22 protein-coding genes are annotated in these 19,454 nt (G+C 49.5%); 17 read left to right on the forward strand and 5 right to left on the reverse strand.

Annotated elements, in window-relative coordinates; translation table 11 throughout:
- Window positions 1–22 precede the first annotated feature (22 nt).
- From BUB94_RS06655 to BUB94_RS06710, 12 genes are all read left to right on the forward strand, one after another.
- Window positions 23–1,210, forward strand: coding sequence for a cytosine permease (locus BUB94_RS06655; protein WP_073235338.1), 1,188 nt, complete (start codon window positions 23–25; stop codon window positions 1,208–1,210).
- Between the two features lie 85 nt (window positions 1,211–1,295).
- Entirely contained in the window at window positions 1,296–1,646 is a 351-nt protein-coding gene (locus BUB94_RS06660) for a hypothetical protein (protein WP_073159377.1), read from the forward strand.
- A gap of 109 nt (window positions 1,647–1,755) precedes the next feature.
- Window positions 1,756–2,748 carry a putative heme d1 biosynthesis radical SAM protein NirJ2 gene (gene nirJ2 / locus BUB94_RS06665; RefSeq protein WP_073235350.1) on the forward strand — a complete coding sequence of 331 codons (993 nt, stop codon included), beginning with the start codon at window positions 1,756–1,758 and terminating at the stop codon, window positions 2,746–2,748.
- 44 nt (window positions 2,749–2,792) lie between these two features.
- Complete coding sequence (locus BUB94_RS06670) at window positions 2,793–3,212, forward strand: hypothetical protein (protein WP_073159373.1); 420 nt, start codon at window positions 2,793–2,795, stop codon at window positions 3,210–3,212.
- Window positions 3,213–3,230: 18 nt separating this feature from the next.
- The gene (tadA, locus tag BUB94_RS06675) at window positions 3,231–3,743 is read left to right on the forward strand and encodes a tRNA adenosine(34) deaminase TadA (protein ID WP_212668344.1); all 513 of its coding nucleotides are present in this window, start codon (window positions 3,231–3,233) and stop codon (window positions 3,741–3,743) included.
- 23 nt (window positions 3,744–3,766) lie between these two features.
- Entirely contained in the window at window positions 3,767–4,597 is an 831-nt protein-coding gene (locus BUB94_RS06680; protein ID WP_073159371.1) for a hypothetical protein, read from the forward strand.
- On the forward strand, window positions 4,594–5,328 hold the full coding sequence (locus tag BUB94_RS06685; RefSeq protein WP_249269270.1) for a right-handed parallel beta-helix repeat-containing protein: 735 nt from the start codon (window positions 4,594–4,596) through the stop codon (window positions 5,326–5,328). Before BUB94_RS06680 ends, BUB94_RS06685 begins: the two co-directional genes overlap by 4 nt.
- 48 nt (window positions 5,329–5,376) lie before the next feature.
- Window positions 5,377–6,252, forward strand: coding sequence for a hypothetical protein (locus BUB94_RS06690; protein WP_249269269.1), 876 nt, complete (start codon window positions 5,377–5,379; stop codon window positions 6,250–6,252).
- A 17-nt stretch (window positions 6,253–6,269) separates the two neighbouring features.
- On the forward strand, window positions 6,270–8,162 hold the full coding sequence (locus tag BUB94_RS06695; RefSeq protein ID WP_073159367.1) for a fimbrial protein: 1,893 nt from the start codon (window positions 6,270–6,272) through the stop codon (window positions 8,160–8,162).
- A gap of 3 nt (window positions 8,163–8,165) precedes the next feature.
- Window positions 8,166–8,804 (forward strand): OmpA/MotB family protein, encoded by a 639-nt coding sequence (locus tag BUB94_RS06700; RefSeq protein WP_073159365.1) that lies wholly within the window; start codon window positions 8,166–8,168, stop codon window positions 8,802–8,804.
- Window positions 8,805–8,826: 22 nt separating this feature from the next.
- Window positions 8,827–9,483: a hypothetical protein gene (locus tag BUB94_RS06705; protein WP_073235353.1), complete on the forward strand. Its 657-nt coding sequence runs from the start codon at window positions 8,827–8,829 to the stop codon at window positions 9,481–9,483.
- 69 nt (window positions 9,484–9,552) lie between these two features.
- Window positions 9,553–9,996 (forward strand): FISUMP domain-containing protein, encoded by a 444-nt coding sequence (locus BUB94_RS06710; RefSeq protein ID WP_073235356.1) that lies wholly within the window; start codon window positions 9,553–9,555, stop codon window positions 9,994–9,996.
- 215 nt (window positions 9,997–10,211) lie between these two features.
- Here BUB94_RS06710 and argH read toward each other — a convergent pair whose 3' ends face one another.
- From argH to BUB94_RS06735, 5 genes are read right to left on the reverse strand one after another with little or no spacing between them, the layout of a single operon-like run.
- On the reverse strand, window positions 10,212–11,666 hold the full coding sequence (argH, locus tag BUB94_RS06715) for an argininosuccinate lyase (protein WP_254793690.1): 1,455 nt from the start codon (window positions 11,664–11,666) through the stop codon (window positions 10,212–10,214).
- 18 nt (window positions 11,667–11,684) lie between these two features.
- Window positions 11,685–12,104: a hypothetical protein gene (locus tag BUB94_RS06720; protein WP_139260155.1), complete on the reverse strand. Its 420-nt coding sequence runs from the start codon at window positions 12,102–12,104 to the stop codon at window positions 11,685–11,687.
- Between the two features lie 10 nt (window positions 12,105–12,114).
- On the reverse strand, window positions 12,115–12,888 hold the full coding sequence (locus tag BUB94_RS06725; protein ID WP_073159358.1) for a lysophospholipid acyltransferase family protein: 774 nt from the start codon (window positions 12,886–12,888) through the stop codon (window positions 12,115–12,117).
- A gap of 5 nt (window positions 12,889–12,893) precedes the next feature.
- Entirely contained in the window at window positions 12,894–13,583 is a 690-nt protein-coding gene (locus BUB94_RS06730; protein WP_073235362.1) for a beta-ketoacyl synthase chain length factor, read from the reverse strand.
- A 24-nt stretch (window positions 13,584–13,607) separates the two neighbouring features.
- A complete protein-coding gene (locus BUB94_RS06735; protein WP_073159355.1) occupies window positions 13,608–14,699 on the reverse strand; it encodes a methyltransferase in 1,092 nt (363 codons plus the stop codon).
- Window positions 14,700–14,826: 127 nt separating this feature from the next.
- Between BUB94_RS06735 and BUB94_RS06740 the strand changes: the two genes are divergently transcribed.
- Genes BUB94_RS06740 through BUB94_RS06760 form a run of 5 tightly spaced genes read left to right on the forward strand, consistent with a single transcriptional unit; the run spans window position 14,827 to window position 19,450 of the window.
- Window positions 14,827–15,102 (forward strand): phosphopantetheine-binding protein, encoded by a 276-nt coding sequence (locus tag BUB94_RS06740; protein WP_073159353.1) that lies wholly within the window; start codon window positions 14,827–14,829, stop codon window positions 15,100–15,102.
- An 18-nt stretch (window positions 15,103–15,120) separates the two neighbouring features.
- Entirely contained in the window at window positions 15,121–15,378 is a 258-nt protein-coding gene (locus BUB94_RS06745; RefSeq protein ID WP_073159351.1) for an acyl carrier protein, read from the forward strand.
- Window positions 15,378–17,717: an ApeI family dehydratase gene (locus BUB94_RS06750; RefSeq protein ID WP_073235364.1), complete on the forward strand. Its 2,340-nt coding sequence runs from the start codon at window positions 15,378–15,380 to the stop codon at window positions 17,715–17,717. The genes BUB94_RS06745 and BUB94_RS06750 overlap by 1 nt, the downstream gene beginning before the upstream one ends.
- Window positions 17,710–18,465, forward strand: coding sequence for a glycosyltransferase family 2 protein (locus BUB94_RS06755; protein ID WP_073235367.1), 756 nt, complete (start codon window positions 17,710–17,712; stop codon window positions 18,463–18,465). The genes BUB94_RS06750 and BUB94_RS06755 overlap by 8 nt, the downstream gene beginning before the upstream one ends.
- 19 nt (window positions 18,466–18,484) lie before the next feature.
- The gene (locus BUB94_RS06760; RefSeq protein WP_073235369.1) at window positions 18,485–19,450 is read left to right on the forward strand and encodes a lipid A biosynthesis acyltransferase; all 966 of its coding nucleotides are present in this window, start codon (window positions 18,485–18,487) and stop codon (window positions 19,448–19,450) included.
- The last annotated feature ends 4 nt before the right edge of the window (window positions 19,451–19,454 follow it).

A 19,454-nucleotide genomic window follows, 5' to 3' on the forward strand; every position in this document is an offset into this window, starting at 1 on the left:
TGAAAAACTCCTAGGAACTTATATGGAAAAGAAGACGAGCGTTTTTACTAACGGAATCATTTGGTTTGGTGTAGCCATCTCCGTTTCTGAAATTGAATGTGGTATCGAGATTGGGGCTTCCAATACCCCCGATGGTTTGTGGCTCCCGCTGATTCTTGGTCATGTCTTGGGCGGTATCATGCTGTACTTTGTGGGACTTATCGGTGCCAGGGTCCGCTTGAACGCCATGGAGACTACGGCTTCCACTTTTGGTAAGTACGGTTCCAAGTTTTTTGCCTCGTTGAACTTGCTGCAGCTTATTGGCTGGATTGCAGTTCTGAATGCCCAGGGTGCCATGGCTTTGGCGGGTTTGAACTTGCCGGTTTCATTCCCGTTGACTTGCATTATCTTGGCTGTGCTTATTGCGGCCTGGGTTTTTGTGGGGCTTCGCCGTACCCAGAAGATCACCACGGTGGTCATGGGCTTGCTGGCCGTTCTTTTGGTGGTGCTTACCGCGAAGTTCTTTGGCCTGGGTGGTGCCGCGGCTACGGTAGCTTCCAGTGGAGCAGCCTCTAGTCTTCCTACCTTCAATTTCTGGACGGTCTTTGAAATTTCCATTGCCATGCCTCTTTCCTGGTTGCCGGTAATTTCTGACTATACCAAGGACGTGGCTCGCCCCAGGGCGGCAACTGCGGTTTCTGCCATTGCCTATTCTGCCGCCAGCTTCTGGATGTACTTTATTGGCCTGCAGATTGCTGGTCTTGGTGTGGGGACCAACATCGCCCAGGCAATTCTTTTGGCTGGCATCGGTATCCCAGGCATTTTGATTGTCGCCCTTTCTACGGTGACGACCAACTTTTTGGCCGCCAACTCTGCAGGTGAATCGGCCAAGGCCATTGTGGGTAGGCTGAATCCCAAGGTTACGGGAGTCGTGGTTTGCGCCCTCAGTACGGTTCTTGCTATTTGGGGAATCGTGGACCACTACATTCATTTCTTGTATCTGATCGCTTCTGTATTTGCGCCCATGGCGGCTGTTCTTCTGGTTTCGTTCTTCTTTGTGAAGGAACATCTCGAAAGAAAGTGTTTCTGGATCTGGAATTTGTTTGCCTGGCTGGTGGGTTTTGCATCTTACCAGGTGGCTGTAAATACTGGCTTTGATGCTGTTGGTCCCACTTTGCTTGCGGTTGCAATTTCTGCAGCACTGACATTTGCTGCAAAAATCAAGAAGTAGTTTTTTCTATATTTTTATCGATGATGAAAAAATATTTCATTGTTATATTTTAGGAAAGAAAATTTCAAAATCTTTAGGAGAATAAATGAAAAAGTTCTTTATGATTCTTGCTTCTCTGGGTCTTGCCGCTGCAATCTCTGCTTGCGGTGATGATTCTTCTTCGTCTCCGTCTGCATCTAACGGTGGGGACAATGGTGGAAACAATGGCGGAAGCAAGTCCGGCAAGGCTTGCCTCAATACATTCAATGATGGTGAAATCCGTTGTTTTACTCACGAGTCTGTAGAGTTCCTTTGCGGTGGCTCCAGTTCAGACTTGAAGTCTTCGGTTTTGGTGGACGCCTGCCCGGAAGGCTATACCATGGAGTGCCCGAATGATGTGGGTGAAGGCGCTACCTACTTTTATCGGGAAGGCATGACGGACTGCCATAAGTTCTAATCAGACATTGTTTGTAATTGATAACCAAGTTATTAACTGATATGGAAATGGAAATCCAAACTGAGGATTTCCATTTTTTATATTTAGCCTTAGTAAAAAGAGGATAATCATGATCGTTTCTTGGATGACCACCAATAAGTGTAACTTGACCTGTAAGCATTGCTACCAGAACGCTGGTGGTACCAGGGATCGAGAACTGACAACGGCCGAAGGCCACAAGCTCATTGATGAAATCACCAAGGCCGGTTTCAAGATCATGATTTTCAGCGGTGGCGAACCCATGACCCGCCCGGACATTTTGGAATTGGTGGAACATGCTTCCAGGAATGGTCTCCGTCCGGTGTTCGGTACTAACGGTACCATGATTACCGCCGAATTGGCCCAGGGACTTAAGAAGGCCGGAGCCATGGCCATGGGCATTAGCATTGACAGTATCGATCCCAAGCGTCATAATGATTTCCGTGGCTTGGACAACGCTTTTGAACTGACCATGGCTGGTATCGAAAACTGCAAGGCCGCAGGTCTCCCGTTCCAGATTCATACCACCATTATGGATTGGAACCAGGGCGAAATCCTGGAAATTATGGATTGGGTCAAGAGCATCGGTGCTGTAAACCATCAGATTTTCTTTTTAGTGCCGGTGGGACGTGGCAAGGAAATTGCGGATCATGCACTTCATGTAGCGGAGTACGAAAAGTTGCTCCGCAGCATTATGGAAAAGAGCCGCACTCTGGGTATTCCTGTAAAGCCTACTTGCGCTCCGCAGTTCCTGCGTATTGCTGACCAGTTGGGCATCAAGACTCGCTACACCCGCGGTTGCCTTGCCGGGCTGGATTATTGCATTGTAAATCCGGTGGGCCTCGTTCGCCCTTGTGCTTACATGCTTGAAGACGCAGGCGATGTTCACGATACGCCCTTTGACGAAATCTGGGCCAATGCGGAAGTTTTCAAGAAACTGCGTACCAAGGCTTACGAAGGGGCTTGCGGCAAGTGCAAGTTCAATGACCGTTGCGGAGGCTGTCGCGCCCGTGCCGCCTACTATCACGATGGCGACTATATGCAGGAAGATAACAACTGCGCCTATGGAAGAGGCTTGAAGTAGACTGAAATATTCGGGATCACGTTTGGGTATAAGATGAGGTGTTTATGTCAGACGTAAAAGAAAGTGAAATTTCGGAACTTCGTGAAAAGGATCGTGAGCACGATGCTCGCCTTGATTCCCTGAGCTCACAGAATCAGAGTCAGGAATTCAAGTTGAAGTCTCAGGTGGCCAAGGATCGCGAACATGATTTCCGCCTTGATTCCATTACCAACAAGAATGATGCACAGGATCAGGAACTCCATCGTCAGGCCATCAAGGACGAAGAACACGATAATCGTTTCGAGGGGCTTGAATCCCGTTGTGCCGCCCTGGAAAAGCAGGTGAGGTTCTTGATCAAGTTGCTTCCCGAAAATATTCGACCCGATGCAGAGCTGCCTAAGGAGCCGAAGTCTCCGATTTCAATTGTCTCTTTATCGTTAGCTGTTCTTGCCCTGATTATCTCCATTATTTCTTTGTTTGTATAATCCCCTTTTGGTTTGTTTATGACCGATTCCCTAGAAAACCAGAATGCTGAAGACGAACGCTTTATGCGTATGGCCTTGCGTGAGGCCGAAAAGGCTTTTGATGAACGTGAAATTCCCATTGGCTGCGTTATCGTAAAGGACGGTGTGGTCATAGGGAAGGGGCATAATCAGATCGAGATGCTGAAGGATGCCACGGCCCATGCCGAAATTCTGACTATCGGTACGGCGGCCAATGCGCTGGATAACTGGCGTTTGGATGGTTGCACTCTCTATGTGACTTTGGAACCGTGTCCCATGTGTGCCGGCGCCATTTTGAACAGCCGTGTCGGTCGCGTTGTGTATGGTTCCCCGGATACCCGTTTCGGTGGCTGCGGCACGACCATTGACGTGATTGCCAATAATGCCCTGAAAAGGGTGGTTCCCGTGACAGGCGGAGTTCTGGCAGGGGAATGTTTGGGGCTGTTAAAGCTGTTCTTTCAGCGGATGCGCCTTGAAAAGGGGGACTCTGGCGCCAAACCGCCTGTGTCGTAATTTGAAAAAATTAAATTTTACTTATGAATTTCTTTAAGCTTTTCGCCAGCTCTGCTGCGCTCATGTTTTTGTGTTCCTGTGACGGTAACGAATTTACTTTGGCTTTTAATACCCAGAACGTTCCGCCCCAGACTTATTACCTGGAATCTTCCCTGAATGCCATTTTGCCGATGGATACGGTGACTGGCACTCCCGAGGCCATGAATACACATCTGGTGGTCAAGGCTACCAATACTTTGGTGACCGCCTATGATGATGGGGCTGCCAAGTTCCAGATGAAGATTGATTCTGTGGACTACAAGTCCGACAAGCGTTCTGTGGATGAATTCCGCAGCATGGAACGTTATATGTCCACGGAACATTTCCAGTTCAAGATGGCCAAGGACGGCATTGTCAGCAATGCGGTCATCGAAGATTCCGTGATGCTCGGAACCGAAGCCCTGGATTTGATCCGCCTGTTCCTGAAGGTGCAGCCGTTGCTGCCGGGTAAGCCCGTTGCCGTTGGCGAAACCTGGGAACGTCCCATGGATATTCCGGGCAACAACAAGGCCAATACGGTGGTGTACAAGGCATTTACCCTGCAGGACCAGTATGTTCACGACGGCGTGCAGATGGCAAAGATCGGCATGAACCTGAAGTACAAGGAAGTGGCCGACTCTACTGCCGACGTTCGTATGTCCAGCAAGGGCTTTATTGTGGGTTCCGGAACGATTCTGTTTGATATGACCCACGGGGCCATTTCTTCTGTGAACCTGGAACTGACTGGCGACCTGGCAGTAAGCGACCTGGTGGCCGAAAGTGTTATTCCCGAAATGCACGTGATCCAGAAGATCAAGTTGAGGAGTGAATTTTGATTTTGATTCCTAAGCGAGTTGCGGGGGTTATTGCAGCTGCGCTGACTGCTCTTTCTGTGTGCGGTCTTGCCGTGGCTGGTGAGATGCCTTTCCCGCAGATCGAGAACGGCAAGGTTACTCTTGTGGAGGCTGACAGCCCTTACCTTCTGGAACAGGGGGTGGTGTTCTCTGCTAATGATACCTTGATGGTGGAACCGGGTGTTACCGTTTTGATGGGTGAATACGCCAAGCTGATGCTTCGCGGTTCCGTAAAGATTTCCGGTACCGACGAGAAGCCTGTGGTGTTCCGCAGTGCCGACTCTAGCGAAAGCTGGAACGGTCTACATTTTGTTTCTTCTAGCCGTCCTTTCGAAGTGAAGAACCTGGTGGTGGAGAATGCCTTCCGCAATACGGTGTTCCGCTCCAAGGGTATTTTCGAAAGTGTGCAGTTCATTAACAACTACTATGGCCTGTGGATCGACGACGTGCCCGAGGTTTTCCTGGCCCGTTGCGAATTCACCCGCAACCGTTTTGCCCTTTCTGTGCGTGCTGGTCAGGTGATGTCTGCCGAAACCAAGATTTCCAACAATGTTTACGGCCTCTATCTTGAAGCCGGTGGAAAGTTTGACGGTGATAAGAGCTTGATCAATAACAATCTTGAAGCCGATGTCCGCAGCGAAGTGGAAGAAATGGCTGGCAAGGGCAAGCGCGTGAATCGCAGTATTTGGCATCGTATCGAAACGGCTTTCTAGGGAGCATCTGGCGTAGTGCAGGAAAATTTCCGCAGATCAATTCGAAAGATGACGGGCAACAGTGTCCGTCTGACGGTGCGCCCTAACCGTTCCTCCATGGTGGCAACGCTGTCGCAGTCCATGATGGTCACTTGGTCCATCGTGCTGTACGAACATCTTGATGCCATGCTGAACGACCCGTCTGTGAACGTAGGAACGTCGGAATTGATTTCGTATAGCGAAACCGCTTATAAGTTGGCCGATGCCAGCTTCCCTCAGATTATCGCTGATGCAAATAAGCTTTACGATGAATTCCGCACCAAGTGGATGCAGCGTTTTTCTACTGATGAAGTGATGCGACTCCTTTTGGAAGGAGGTGACTTTTTGCATCATGACGAAGAAAAGGGTTGGTATCTGACGGTCAAGAACAGCAAACAGGATATTAATGCCTTCTATTCGGCAACCATCCATTTGCTGGTGAGCGATGCGGAACCTCTGTTTGTGCGTATGCATGGCCGCGTGATGCAACTGCAGGAAAAGTTGTGCAAGTACTGGCATAGCGAATCCGCCGTAGACGCCATGTCCAAGTTGCTGCCCAGTCTAGAAGCTTCCTTGCGCGATAAGGAAAACTCCATGGTGGTTTCGTTGCGCAGTTCCTTGAACGCCCTGGCCAAGAAGCGTTTTGCTGCGGCCTTTGCTACCAAGGGTAATACTCATTACTACAGTTCTGCCGCTTCCTGTGCCCGTAATGTAGGTCGTTACTGGAATCCCCATTACGCATACGAAAATGGCTTCCTGGCCTTTACCGATGATTTTTGTGATTATGCCCGCGGACTTACCATTCAGGTAATCGAGTGGTACCAGAGCAAGTGGGCTATGTTCCTTCGCGGATTCAACCGCGGTCAGATGAATTTGTTTGAAACCCAGGCCTCTTTTAAGGCTTAATGAAATGCAGGTAAAAAATGAAGAGTGCATTTAGTTCCATCTTATTACTCACCATTGTGGGCCTTGTCGTTTTGGTGGCAGGCGCATTGTACTTTGGCGCTCCGCTGTTTGGCTGGGTGATCATGGGCGCAATCTTTGTCGTGTTCGTGATGGAACAGCTTCTGGCTCTTAAGAAGTTGAACTTGATCGAAGCTGAAAACCTGGTGCTAGACGAATGCGAAAGCCGCGGTTCTTACAGTGTGTCTGGCGAAGGTGTTGTGGCTAACCGCATTCAGCTGGCCAACCGCCTGATGGCAAAAAGGATTCGTCTGGATTCTCCCATCGCTTTCGAAGTGCTCAACAGCAATGTGGGCATTAACGTTCCCCGTAGCGCTGGCGGTACCGTTATTCTGCTGGGCCTTATGGGAACCTTCTTCGGTTTGATGTATTCCGTGGCCACAGCCGGTGGTGCCATCGACAATTCTACCACCCAGGGAACTTTGGATACTATCCAGCTTTTGTTCCAGGGTATGAAGGGTATTTTCGGTACTAGCCTTTGTGGTTTGTTTGCCGCCTTGATTTTGAATACTAGCCGCTCCCTGTTGCTCAATGCCCGCGATTCCTTTATGGCCCGCCTGGATACCATGACTTTGAATCTTCAGGGCGAAACCGGTGACGAACTGGAACAGAACAAGAATGAACTGGAACGTCTGTTTGACGCTGTGGAAAAGAATCTGGCCAAGGTGACTTCTGCTGTGCAGGATGGCCTGGGGGGTATTGTGGCTAAGGTGGGCGAGGAACTGACCGCCGCCACCACCATGATGAACCAGAATGTTTCTGATTCCGTGGCCAAGGTTTCTGCTAACGTGAATGCCTCTGTAGAAAAGGTTTCTGCAGAAATGTCTGCTTCCGTGAAGACTTTGAATGAATCTCTGGCTTCTGCCATGAGCGGCATGAACGAATCCGTCAAGGATCTGGGTAGCTCTGTTAGCGCTTCTATTTCTACTGCATTTGCTCCCATGGAAAACAGCGTGAAGGCTCTGTCTGCTTCTGTGGAATCTATTCCGTCTAAGCTTGAAGATCAGCTGAACGGCCTTTCTTCTGCACTGGATTCTGGTCTTGGCGATATTGCCAGCGGCGTGAAGGCTGGCCTTAACAGTGTGGCTGACGATGTGAAGTCTGCCCTGAGCGATGTTTCTGGCAGCGTTTATGATGGCCTTTATAAGGTTAGCGAATCTGCCCAGAGTTCTCTGGCCGATACTTCCAACAGCATTGCAGATTCCATTTCTGAACAGGTCAAGCAGTCCAACGAACAGTGGAATGAATTCATGCAGCGCCTGGAAGAACGTACCAATGCCAATGTGGATGCCCAGCGCGATGGTCTTGAAACTCTCAAGAACGTTGCCCTTCAGGTGGCCGAAAAGGCTCAGGCCGGTTCTGCAGAACTTTCCGCTTCTGTTTCCGAAAAGCTGGCTGGCCTCTCCAGCGATATCCTGGGCGCCTTCCAGAAACTTTCCGAAACTTCTGCAACTCTGCTCGAAGCCCAGAAGGCTCTTACCGTCAGCATCGACGAACGCGTTGTCAAGGAAAAGGAAGCAACCGACGCTCTTGGCGGCAACATCGTAGAAACGGCAGAACTCATGCGAGTCAACCAGTCTGAACTGAGCGCCAACCTTGAAATGCTCCGCGCTGGTCTTGAAACCATTCTTGAAAAGCTCAGCGGCGATACTGCAGAACGCGACGAAGAAGAAAACTTCATCGAACATCTGAATCAGTCTCTGGAAGCCTTTCACGAACGTGCCAGCGAAGTGCTTATGGAAAATGCGGTCAAAACTCAGGAAATCCTGTTGGAAGTTCTGGAACAGACTCAGCGTCCGGGCTCTTACTCTGTTGCATCCGCCTCTTCCGAAGAGAACAAGGTCGAGGAATAATCTATGCGTTTCAAGCGAGACGAAAACAGCAATCCCTGGATGGCCTACACGGACTTGGGCGTTGCCCTGGTGTCGTTGTTCATCTTGGCTTTTGTGGCCATGGCGACCCTCAAGGAACAGAAGGCCGAAGACCTTACCCGTACCGAAGAGGAAGTGCTGAGCTGTCAGGAAGAAATGCGCAAGATTGCCGCTGAACGTAACGCCCTTCTTTCCAAGAGTTTGCAGACCTCTATCGAGGCTGGCCTTATTGCCCTGGAAGGGGGTAAGATCCAGATTCAGGCATCCTTCCTTTTTCCGGTGAATGGTGCCGACCTGACCAACGAAGGTGTGGGCGTGATTAAGGGAATCAGCAAGGGCCTTCTTGACGCACTGGATTCTACGGATGTAATCATGGTTAGCGGTTTTACTGATGACATTCCCATCAAATCCAATACTTATACCAACTGGAATCTTTCTACGGAACGTGCAGTGAATGTGGTGAAGACCTTGATTGCCCAGGGATTCCCCCCGGATCGTCTTTTTGCCGCAGGCTTTGGCGAACACCAGCCCAAGTATCCTAACGATACCGAAGAACATCGCCGACTGAACCGCCGCGTAGAAATTGGCGTGACCCCGCTCCAGATGATGGATAAGAAGCAGTAAGGCTTGATACTGAAGGATTTTTATGCAGGACCGTTTGGAATCTTTACGACAGAGTGTAGATGCTATCCGCAAGACCGGAAAGCTGCCCCATTGGCGTATGGTTTATGCCGACAACCTGCTGAATCGTGCCGGTGAGTATATCGCCGTTGACCGTCTGCCCGAAGCAGGCATGGTGGCCGAAAAGCTGGACCGCTGGATTGCGACCCATACGCCCAAGGTGGAGACCGACAACCGATTTGCCGAAAGCCCCTTGCTCATCTGGAATGAATCTCTGCTGTCCCAGATTTCCGAAAGAATCAAGCAGACTCTTTCTACTAAGCGCCAGTTGATTCCCGCAACGGAACGTGACGCCACCTTGCGCCGCCTGACTCAGGTTGAAGCCTGGATCAAGGCTGGTGAATTCCTGCTGGCTCACGATGAACTGCTGGCCCTCCGTGCCGCCCTGATTTCCCGTTTGCGCCGAAGCTATCGTGCCCGCATCGTGGCCAAGTCCGCCTATCAGGGGAATGTTTCCATTCCTACGGGCAGCCTGGTTGGTCCTTACAATGCCCGTCATACTTTGGAAGAAACCTTCCATGTGGTGGGCGAACGCGACCCCATCTGGGTAGAAGACTTCCTGGAAATCTATAACGACTTGTTCCGTATTGTGGAGCGCCTGGTTCCGCAGGATAAGAAGTAGTTTTATTGAAAAATGGGCTTTTACAGTCCATTTTTTTTCTAGAAAGTATATTCCATTTTTGCCGAAAATATGAACGCCAATGTGGATGGCAGCTATTGCTATAAGGATGACGAAAAGAACTGCAAGAAGTATGGCCGTCTTTACACCTATGAAGCGGCTAGCAACGTTTGCCCCGAAGGCTGGGAACTTCCGTCTATGGCGACTGTGTACCTTTTGTGGGATAAGTCAGACGCGGGATTCGAAACTTCCAATGCATACTATTTAAAATCTACGACTGATTGGAAGGATGATAATAACGGTGATGATCTCTTTGGGTTTAACGCTTATCCTGCAGGAGGTTACGAATCGGGTGACTTTATTGACTTGAGTACAAGTGCCTACTTCTGGATGCAACCTAACGGAAATCTCAAGGAAGTGATCTGGTTCCGTTATACCAGCGATACATTTGAAACAGTTTCCCGTGAAGAGAAGAACGCTTACTCTGTACGTTGCGTAAAGTCTATGAATCTTTAAAGAGAAAAAGCAAACTATAAAAAAGAAACCGCAACCAGATTGGCTGCGGTTTTTCAATTGTACTAGGGAACGTTTTCGTTCGCGTGTCGTTCTGAACCCCGTAAGGGGTGTAGAATCTAGCATTAATCCTTGCGGAACTTTTGGCACCGATTCGCAGTGCAGAAGTTGGCGGCTCGGTAATAAAGAAGCACTAGCGCTTCTTTGCTACGCTTGCCTTAAACCTTCTTAAACTTTTTAAGCAGAGCTTCGGCCTTTGCGAACTGCTGCTTCACGGACTTGGGACCGGTACCGCCTTCGATGTTACGGCGGCTGACGCTGTATTCGAAGGTGAGGGTCTTCTTCATCTTCTGCACGTCGGGAACGCCGGCGGCTGCCCAGGATTCGTCGGACAGTTCGGTGAATTCCTTACCCTGGCGGGCGGCTTCGCCAACCAGGCTACCGACCACGTGATGTGCGTCGCGGAAGGGAACGCCAGCTTCCACCAGCAAGTCTGCCAGGTCGGTTGCCAGCAGGGCCGGCAGCATCTTGGCTTCCATCTTGTCAAAGTTGAAACGTGCAGATTCCAGAGCTTCCTTCATGACGCGGAGGATGACCTTCACGTTGTGAACGCTGTCAAATACCGGTTCCTTGTCTTCCTGCAGGTCGCGGCTGTAGGAGAGGGGAGCGCCCTTCACCAAGGTGTACATGGCGCTGAAGTTACCCAGCATACGGCCAGACTTACCGCGGATCAGTTCCATGGAGTCGGGGTTCTTCTTCTGGGGCATCATGGAGGAACCGCTGCTGAATGCATCGTGCAAGGTGAGGAAGCCGAATTCGCTGGTGCTCCAGTTCACGAAATCTTCGGCGTAACGGCTCATGGTGTTTGCGATGATGGCGAGGTCGGCGTTGAATTCCAGCATCATGTCGCGATGGCTTACGGCGTCGATGGAGTTGGGGCTCACATCCCTGAAACCAAGTTCCTTTGCAACCAATGCGCGCTGGTAGGGGAATGCTGAACCTGCCATGGCGCCGCTACCCAGGGGCAGCTGGGAGTGCAGTTCCAGGAAGTTGTCCAAGCGCTTCACGTCGCGGGAAACGGCAAAGAACATGCTCATCAGATAATGGCTGAAGTAGATGGGCTGTGCCTGCTGCAGATGGGTGTAGCCCGGCATCAGCTTGCCGAAGTACTTCTTGGAAAGGTCCAGAACGACGTCCATCAGTTCCACTTCCAAAGCGCGAATTTCTGCGGCGCGGTGACGCATGTAAAGCTTGAAGTCGGTGCAGACCTGGTCATTGCGGCTACGGCCGGTGTGGATCTTCTTGCCCAGAGCGCCGATACGTTCGGTGAGAACGCGTTCCACTGCCATGTGAATGTCTTCGTCGGAAGGCTGCCACAGGTTCTTGCCTGCATGATAGTCATCGAGAATGGTCTTGAGACCGTCGCAAATTTTCTTGTATTCAGCCTTGGTCAAAACGCCGGATTCTACCAGACCCTTGCCGTGACCGATGCTGCCTTCGATATCTTCTTCAATCAGTTCGGAGTCGAAGTGGAGGCTGAAGGAGAGGTCAACCATGGACTGTGCCATGCCGCTAGCGAAACGGCCGGTCCACATGTTGGTCTGGGTGCCGGACTTGCCAGAGGTTTTCTTTTCAGCCTTGGGGGCCTTAACGGTCTTTGTATTCATTGACATATAACGTCTCTCTTTGAATTATTCTTCGTCTAAAAAGTCGCTGTCGTCTTCTGCGTCAACAGGCTCTATGTTTGCGATGTTACTTTTTGCGGTTTGTTCCATGCAGAAAGCTAAGCTAACGGAATTTTTGGGATCCAGCATACATACGGACTTGATTTCAATGTCCTTGTTGTACTTAATCTTGGCTACAACCGTGCCGTTGATGGAAAACTTGAAATTTCCGTGTTTCATTCCCTTCTTGCAGGTTCCGATGGCATCTACGGTTTGACCAAAATCATCCACAAAATGCCACTGGGCATTTCGCATGTGGAGGCCCGAGCAGTTAAAAGGAGTGTTCATCTGTTCTGAAGTTTGGAACTTTTGGAATTTACCGCCACCACATGAGGTGAGCATGAGAACTGACGTTCCCAAAACAAGAAATGCGACTGTTTTTTTCATAATACCAAAGTTAGACATTTGAAAGTTCCTGTTCAAGCGCCATCTTCATTTTTTCGGTGAGTTTAATGGCACTCTTCGTCATAGGTACACCTTTGTATGGTGCCACAGATATCTGGGGTAGAACTTTAAGGTTGTACTGGTAGCGTTCCGTGGGGTGGTACTGCAAAAGTTTATCACACTTCCGGAGTCCAATCTTTTCGTTTCCGCCGAAAAATATGGGTACGACATCGTTTTCGGAGAATAGGGCGAAACGTGCGGCTCCCTTCTTGAATTCCCAGGGTTGACCTGGCCTAGAACGGGTTCCTTCGGGGAAGATGATCAGGTTATTGCCTTCCTCCATGGATTGCCTAGCCCGTTCCATCTGTTCGTCAAAAGGAATTGTGTTTGGAATGTAAAGGTTGCGTACGATCAAGGAGATGAACTTGTTTTCGATGAGTGAACCCTTGACAATACAGTCTGCGTTGGGTATCAGCGAAAATAATATGACCACATCCAGTAGGGATGGGTGGTTGGCGATAACCACCTTGGACTTGATATTCGAAAGTTGTTCCTTGTTTTCGACGTTTACGCTGATGCACCGAATGGTCTTCATGACGTTTACGAAAACTTTGAAATACCAATGGTTGAAACGTCGGGCAATGGCCTTAAACTTTTTTTCGGAGAATCCGGCCAAGACATGCATAATGGGGAAAAGCCCAAGGGCCAATCCTAGACTGCATAAACCAAAAAATGCAAAACTGAAAAGTTTTACTGCAATTCGGTAGATGTAGATAATCTTCTGCATAGAGTCTAGAATACGGGTTGCTTCTGCATTTCTAGGGCGCTCAGGAAAGCGATGGCCTGTTCTGCCGCGGTGTCAAAATTCCCCTGAAGCATCTTGAGGTACTCCAACTGAGAATTCAGGTTGATTCCCTTGTAGGCCTTGTCGGCCTTAGCCTCGTCGGTGGTGAGTCGGAGGGCGAGACCGCAAACGGCATTGGGGTAGGGGACTCCTGCCACGGGTGCGTAAGTTTCGGGAATTAGTTCGTCTGCAAAGATGAAGGTTCGTTCCGTAGCGTCGTCGCAATTTTGCAAGGCGGCGAGGCAATCCGTGAGGCCCGAGGTAAAGGATTCCTTTCCCGAGAAGACGGCTGAGTAGCCTGCGGTGTTGTTTTCGAGAATGGTTGCGTTTGCGACAGAGGCGTTAAATACCGAAAGGCTAAAATGGGCCGGAGAAACCGCGCCCGTATCAATTAGCGCCTGGGATATTTTGAGCTGCTGGGTGATTTCGCCAAACTGAGAGGCGAACGTCACCTTGCAAGGAGGCAACTTGTTGCCTTCGCTATCCTTGGATACCATATCGCTTACGAGAACGACCATGCGGGAAACATAGGTCAGGCGACGGCGGGTAAGCATCGGGACGAAAGATACGTCAGGCTTGGGTTGGGCGTCGTTGGGAATGAAACTTGCCAGTCGCTGGATATAAACGTTCTTTGTCATAAGATTCCTTACAAAAAGAGCGTCTTACTTGATACGGAAACGAAGAAGGGAATAAGCATTGGGGCCCACATTGTGGTGAGCTTCCTTCAGCTCGAAACCTGCTACTTCGATTGCCTTTTTCAGTTCTTCGTAACGGTACATTTTGCTGTTGCCGTTGGCGATGCAGGTGAAGTACAGTGATGTCGCCTGAAGGGAATATGCTGCTGCTTCGAATCGCTGCTTGTCCCAAAGGGGTTCCAGAACGTAGACGTCTGTATCGGGGGCTGCAGCCTTACGGATCTTTGTCAAAATCTTGGTGATTTCTTCCAGAGAGAAACAGTCCAGGAATTGGCTCATCCATACCGCATTGGCTCCGGTGGGGAAAGCGGTGGTTTCGTCCAGCACATTGCAGGGGAGCGTATTGATGCGTTCGGCAAAACCCGCTGCGGCAGCATTCTTTTCGGCAACGGCGGTCTGGCCCGGAAGATCGATAATGGAAACTTTTACGTCTGCGTTGTATTTGCAGCAGGAAATGGCCCACTTGGCAGTATTGCCTCCGATGTCAAAGAGACGTCCAACGGGCTTCTCGAAAACGATGGGCAGGGCTTCGGGGAAGGCCAAATCAGAGTAGAAATGGTCAAAGCCGAACCAGCTCTTCTTTTCTTGTTCGGTCAGCTGGGAAAGACCTTCGTAAACAGTTTTCCACGGTCCCAGGTGGGGAAGTCCTGCGGGCTTGCCTTTCAGGATGGATTCTTCCAGATTTTCGGCACCGCGGTAGCAGATGTCCTGGGAAAAGTCCATGTTTACCTGGGTCATTTCATCTTTCATGAGGAAAAAGCCGATCTTGCCTAGGGTAAGGCGCAGGTCATCGTCATCAGAATCCTTGTGGACCTTGATAGCTCCCATGCCAAGTCCCATTTCTACCAGTACGCCGATTCCATAGAGAGAAATGTTCAACTTCTGGGATAGTTCGGAAATCTTGATTCCCTTTTTGCGGGCGTTGCTAATTTCATCCAGGATTCCCAGGTTGCGCAGGGCGCGGGCGGCCTGGAAACTAAGGGGGGCAAACGCAATCTTCTGAGCTTCGAACTTGGCGTTTACAGCGTCAATATTGTCGTTAATATAAAAGTCAAACATGTTCCACTCTCCGAAACCTTTTTAGAGGGGTGTAAAGCAGTTTCAAATATAATTTTTTCTATATTGCCTAATCGTATTTTTGTAACTCTTGACTCGGTTGTCATGTATATAAACATTTGGAGGTCTCATGTCTGATCTGAACACCCGCATTAAGGAAGTGCTGATCGAATCACTGGAACTGGAAGATATCACTCCGGCCGACATTGTTGATGCGGCTCCCATTTTTGGTAAAAACGAAAAGGGTGAAGGTCTCGGTCTTGATTCCATCGACGCTCTGGAATTGGGTATTGCCATCAAGGAAAATTTTGGCGTGACCTTCACTGTGGCTAACGAAGAAACCAAGAAGCATTTCGCCTCTGTGGATGCTCTTGCCGCATACATTTCCAAGCACACTGACGCATAAGGGCTTAAAGGTACACAAATGGAAAAACAGGAAATTTTTGATAAAATCAAGACCGCCCTCATCGAAGAATTCGAAATGGATGAGGCCAAGCTTACGCCCGAGGCTCGTCTTTACGAAGACCTGGAACTGGATAGCATCGATGCTGTGGACCTGATTGTGAAGTTGAAGTCCTTCCTTCCTCGCAATATCGATCCGGAAGTGTTCAAGACCGTGCGTACCCTTCAGGATGTGGTGGATGCCATCTACAACCTGATCCAGACTGCGGAATCCAAGTAATGAAATCTATAGCGGGAAAGGTCTTCTTTACCGCAATCTCTGTTCTGTACCCAGTACTCGTCTTTTGCGGGATGGAGTTCTGGGGACTTTCTCCTAGGCGCTTGAGCATTTTGCTCTTGGCGCTTGCCTTTTATCAGTTCCTCAATTTTACCCGCAACCGTGGGGCAGGGGAACTCGGCCGCGCGAATTCCATAAAGGCAGCGGTTCTCGTTGTGCTGATCCTAGTCTGTGGGGTCGTCTCCTTTTTTGCAGACAACATTTTGTTCCTGAAGTTCTACCCCGTGTTGGTGAACTTGAGCTTGCTCGCCTTTTTTGGCTTTACCCTATGGAAAAAGCCTAGTTTCGTATTCCGCATGGCCAACCTGGGCGATAAGACTATCAAGACTTCGCCAAGCAGGAATTATGTGGAACGGTACTGCGACAGGGTGACTTTTGCCTGGTGCATCTTCTTTGTGGCGAACGCCTGTGTGTCTGCAACCACCGTGTTCGTTGGTTCTGACCGTTTGTGGTCCTTGTACAACGGGCTTTTTTCCTACATTTTAATCGGTGTATTTTTTGCCGTTGAATTTTTGATCCGAAAGATTATGCAGAGTAAATTGCAATCCTATGTTCCTGTTTGCGACTTGGAATTGAATTCCCGCCCCGAAGGGGCTGTTGTCAGTTTTGATGGTGAAAGCGTAAAGACATGGTCTGACTTTACAAGTGACGTTTCCAAGGTTCGTTCCTTCTTGGAATCCCGGGATAATTGCCCCTGGATTTTGCATTGCGAAGACTCCTATTTCTTTGTGGTGGCCCTGCTTGCCATGTTGCAGAGTGGCCGTAAGGCTCTCGTGACTGCCAATCGCCAGGATGCCTTCATCAAGGAAATCAAGAAGCCTGAATATGGATTTATTACCGACGAACCGTTTGGTACGGCGGCCGATGGGGCTTCCCTGATTCAGGATATCCTGGAGGGCGAAACTTCCGATACCGCAAACCTGAAATTTGGGAAGTTTGATAAGTCCAAGGCCGAAATGGTCATGTACACTTCAGGCACCACTGGCGAACCTAAGGCCGTATTCAAGCTGTTCCTGCAATTTGAGAACGAACTGTTTGAACTGGTGAAGGTCTTTGGTAATGACTGGGTAGACCACAAGGTCTATAGTACGGTCAACCATCATCATATTTATGGTTTGCTGTTCTCGGTACTTTTGCCTATCGCTACAGGACTGCCTTTCCGTAGACGCCGAATCGACTTCCCTCAGGAACTTGCCGGCCTCGTAAATGAAAAGGCTGTCATTGCATCAAGCCCTGCATACTTGAAACGCCTGGCCGCCGATAGCGACAAGCCTTTCGATTTTAAGTGCGCTCCCATCATTTATTCTTCCGGTGGTCCCTTGCCTAAGGAAGTTGCCGAAAGGGCTTGCGAACTGACTGGCTACTGGACCATGGAAATCTATGGCAGTACAGAAACAGGTGGCATTGCCTATCGACAGTCTAAGAATGGCCCTGTGTGGACACCCTTTGAAGTCTGCAAGATGAGTCTGGGCGAAAATGATTGTCTGAACGTCAAGTCCAGCTACATCCTGGAACCGGATGGTTTTACCACAGGCGATCTGGTAGATATTTACGATGACGGTCGATTCCTCTTGAAGGGACGTTCCGATTCTATCGTAAAGATTGAAGAAAAGCGAATCTCCCTGCCCGAAGTCGAAAACCGCTTGAAGCAGACGGGGCTGGTGCAGGATGTGCGTGTGGTTCCCATGGTGGGCAAGCGTCAGTACTTGGCTGCAGCCATTGTGCTGAATGCCGAAGGCCGTGAAAAGTTTGCGGGCTCCACCAAACTTCAGATGAATAATTTCTTCCACGATTACCTGGTCAAGTTCATCGAAAATACGGTGTCTCCCAAGAAGTGGCGCTATCTAGAAGAATTGCCTCAGAATACCGAAGGCAAGATCCGCATGCGTGATGTGCAAGCGCTCTTTGGTTTAGCTGAAAGTCCCAATTTCAGAATTTTGAAATTCCGTCGGGAGACGGGCGTGCTGACCGCCAAGCTGATTTTCCCTGCGACAAGTGATTATTACGACGGACATTTCCCGGAGTTCAAGTTGCTTCCCGCCGTGGTGCAGGTTGACATGGTTCTTAAGTTGGCCCGTAATTTCCTGGATGTTCCCAAGGAACTTTCAAAGATTCATCGAACGAAATTTGCAAATCCCATTTTCCCGGATACGCCGGTGAATGTGAAAATTTCCTATGATGAGGAAGCAGGAAAGGTTTCCTTTAACTATACCGATGAATTGGGCGAAAAGACCTTGTCAAATGGCTCCTTCACTATGAATGTAGGTGGCTTGAATGGCTAGTTTGACTGATATTAAGATTTGTGCGGTCGTTCCAGTATACCGTCATGAGGCGGCGTCCCGTCATGTGGTGGATGTGCTGGCTTCTTATGGCATACCGGTTGTTCTTGTGGACGATGGTAATGCGCCCGAAGGGCATCAGATTCTGGAACAGATTGCTAGTGAAGTTCCCAATACCATTCTTGTGACCCACGCCGTAAATGGTGGCAAGGGCAAGGCTGTCTGTTCTGGCCTTGAAGCGGCTGTAAAGGCTGGCTTTACCCACGCGTTGCAGGTGGATGCGGATGGTCAGCATGACATGGGCAAGATTCCCTTCTTTGTGAAGGCCGCGCAAAAGCATCCTGACGATCTGATTGGCGGCTTCCCCCAGTATGACGAAACCGTTCCCAAGGCTCGCGAGCAGGGGCGCAAGATTACCAACTTCTGGGTGTCCATTGAAACCATGTCCAGGGAAATTCCTGATTCCATGTGCGGTTTCAGAGTTTATCCGCTGGCTAGTGTCTGGCCCGTAGCAAAGAAAATTCGCAATTACCGAATGGGCTTCGATATTGAGATTCTAGTGAAACTTTCCTGGAATGGCCTTAAGATGCGCTTCTATCCCATCAAGGTTAGCTATCCCGAAGACGGTGTTTCCAACTTCCGTGTTTTTCACGACAATGTCGCCATATCTGCAACGCACACTAAGCTGTGCTGCGGCATGTTCCTTCGCAGTCCCATGATTCTTGCTCGCAGACTTTTTAAGAAGAAGTAGATTTTTTCAAAGGCATTTTATGGAAAACGAAAAGGTAAAATCGGAGCATTGGTCCGAAGTGAAAGAAGTTGGAGGTAGCCTCTGGCACTTCCGCTTTATGCTTTGGATTGTGTGCCATTTGCCTTTGTTCCTCGTAGAAGTCTGCACGGCGATTATTTGTTTTTTCTTTTGGATTGGGGCCAAGCCGGTACGAGCCCGCTCACGGATTTATCTGGAACATTTGGCTCGCGTTCAAAAAAGACGTCCTGATTTTCTTGGACCCTATAAACACATTTTGTCCTTCGCCCTTTCCATGATGGAAAAGCTACTTGGCTGGAAAGGGGCCATCAAACTGAACAACATCGAAACACAAGACGATGATTTGAATGCCTTGGTGGATCAGCTGAATCGTGGGGAAGGGGCATTCCTCCTTTGCTCTCATCTAGGCAATATGGAAATGCTCCGTTCGCTTACGGGTTACGATGAATATCATACCCAGAAGGATTTTGAAGTTTTCCCTGTCGTTGATTTCTCGGGTACCTCAAAGTTTAACGCACTTCTTCGAGAGTTAAATCCCGATCTTATGGATCATGTGGTTGATGCCAATAATATCGGCGTCGATACCGCCGTCTGGATGAAGGATCAGATTGCTGCCGGTAATCTGGTGGTGATTGCCGGGGACCGAACCTCTGCCAATTCCCGCGACCGCAAACTGGAAACGGAATTTCTTGGCGAAAAGGCGAACTTCCCGGAAGGCTCCTTCTCTCTGGCTGGAATTCTGAACGCCCCGATTTATTTTATGTTCGCAATCCGCAAGAAGGATTTCGATATTAAATCCACTTATGAGATGCATGTGATTCGAGCCAAGACTTCATTGGAATGTTCCCGTAAGGAACGCCCTGAACGTCTGAAGTTGTTGCTGCGGGAATACACATCGATTTTGGAAAAACTCTGTTTGAAACATCCATACCAGTGGTATAACTTTTACAACTTCTGGGAAGATTGATCCG

It is taken from the genome of Fibrobacter sp. UWH9, assembly GCF_900129715.1.
Taxonomy (GTDB): Bacteria; Fibrobacterota; Fibrobacteria; order Fibrobacterales; family Fibrobacteraceae; genus Fibrobacter.

Excerpts from the sequence above, each read along its gene's own strand:
- tadA (WP_212668344.1), top strand. The coding sequence starts at position 3,231 with ATGACCGATTCCCTAGAAAACCAGAATGCTGAAGACGAACGCTTTATG.
- BUB94_RS06760 (WP_073235369.1), top strand. The coding sequence starts at position 18,485 with ATGGAAAACGAAAAGGTAAAATCGGAGCATTGGTCCGAAGTGAAAGAA.
- BUB94_RS06655 (WP_073235338.1), top strand. The coding sequence starts at position 23 with ATGGAAAAGAAGACGAGCGTTTTTACTAACGGAATCATTTGGTTTGGT.
- BUB94_RS06660 (WP_073159377.1), top strand. The coding sequence starts at position 1,296 with ATGAAAAAGTTCTTTATGATTCTTGCTTCTCTGGGTCTTGCCGCTGCA.
- BUB94_RS06700 (WP_073159365.1), top strand. The coding sequence starts at position 8,166 with ATGCGTTTCAAGCGAGACGAAAACAGCAATCCCTGGATGGCCTACACG.
- BUB94_RS06695 (WP_073159367.1), top strand. The coding sequence starts at position 6,270 with ATGAAGAGTGCATTTAGTTCCATCTTATTACTCACCATTGTGGGCCTT.
- BUB94_RS06710 (WP_073235356.1), top strand. The coding sequence starts at position 9,553 with ATGAACGCCAATGTGGATGGCAGCTATTGCTATAAGGATGACGAAAAG.
- BUB94_RS06690 (WP_249269269.1), top strand. The coding sequence starts at position 5,377 with ATGACGGGCAACAGTGTCCGTCTGACGGTGCGCCCTAACCGTTCCTCC.
- BUB94_RS06730 (WP_073235362.1), bottom strand. The coding sequence starts at position 13,583 with ATGACAAAGAACGTTTATATCCAGCGACTGGCAAGTTTCATTCCCAAC.
- nirJ2 (WP_073235350.1), top strand. The coding sequence starts at position 1,756 with ATGATCGTTTCTTGGATGACCACCAATAAGTGTAACTTGACCTGTAAG.
- BUB94_RS06680 (WP_073159371.1), top strand. The coding sequence starts at position 3,767 with ATGAATTTCTTTAAGCTTTTCGCCAGCTCTGCTGCGCTCATGTTTTTG.
- BUB94_RS06745 (WP_073159351.1), top strand. The coding sequence starts at position 15,121 with ATGGAAAAACAGGAAATTTTTGATAAAATCAAGACCGCCCTCATCGAA.
- BUB94_RS06725 (WP_073159358.1), bottom strand. The coding sequence starts at position 12,888 with ATGCAGAAGATTATCTACATCTACCGAATTGCAGTAAAACTTTTCAGT.
- BUB94_RS06740 (WP_073159353.1), top strand. The coding sequence starts at position 14,827 with ATGTCTGATCTGAACACCCGCATTAAGGAAGTGCTGATCGAATCACTG.
- BUB94_RS06750 (WP_073235364.1), top strand. The coding sequence starts at position 15,378 with ATGAAATCTATAGCGGGAAAGGTCTTCTTTACCGCAATCTCTGTTCTG.
- BUB94_RS06735 (WP_073159355.1), bottom strand. The coding sequence starts at position 14,699 with ATGTTTGACTTTTATATTAACGACAATATTGACGCTGTAAACGCCAAG.
- BUB94_RS06755 (WP_073235367.1), top strand. The coding sequence starts at position 17,710 with ATGGCTAGTTTGACTGATATTAAGATTTGTGCGGTCGTTCCAGTATAC.
- BUB94_RS06720 (WP_139260155.1), bottom strand. The coding sequence starts at position 12,104 with ATGAAAAAAACAGTCGCATTTCTTGTTTTGGGAACGTCAGTTCTCATG.
- BUB94_RS06705 (WP_073235353.1), top strand. The coding sequence starts at position 8,827 with ATGCAGGACCGTTTGGAATCTTTACGACAGAGTGTAGATGCTATCCGC.
- BUB94_RS06670 (WP_073159373.1), top strand. The coding sequence starts at position 2,793 with ATGTCAGACGTAAAAGAAAGTGAAATTTCGGAACTTCGTGAAAAGGAT.
- argH (WP_254793690.1), bottom strand. The coding sequence starts at position 11,666 with ATGTCAATGAATACAAAGACCGTTAAGGCCCCCAAGGCTGAAAAGAAA.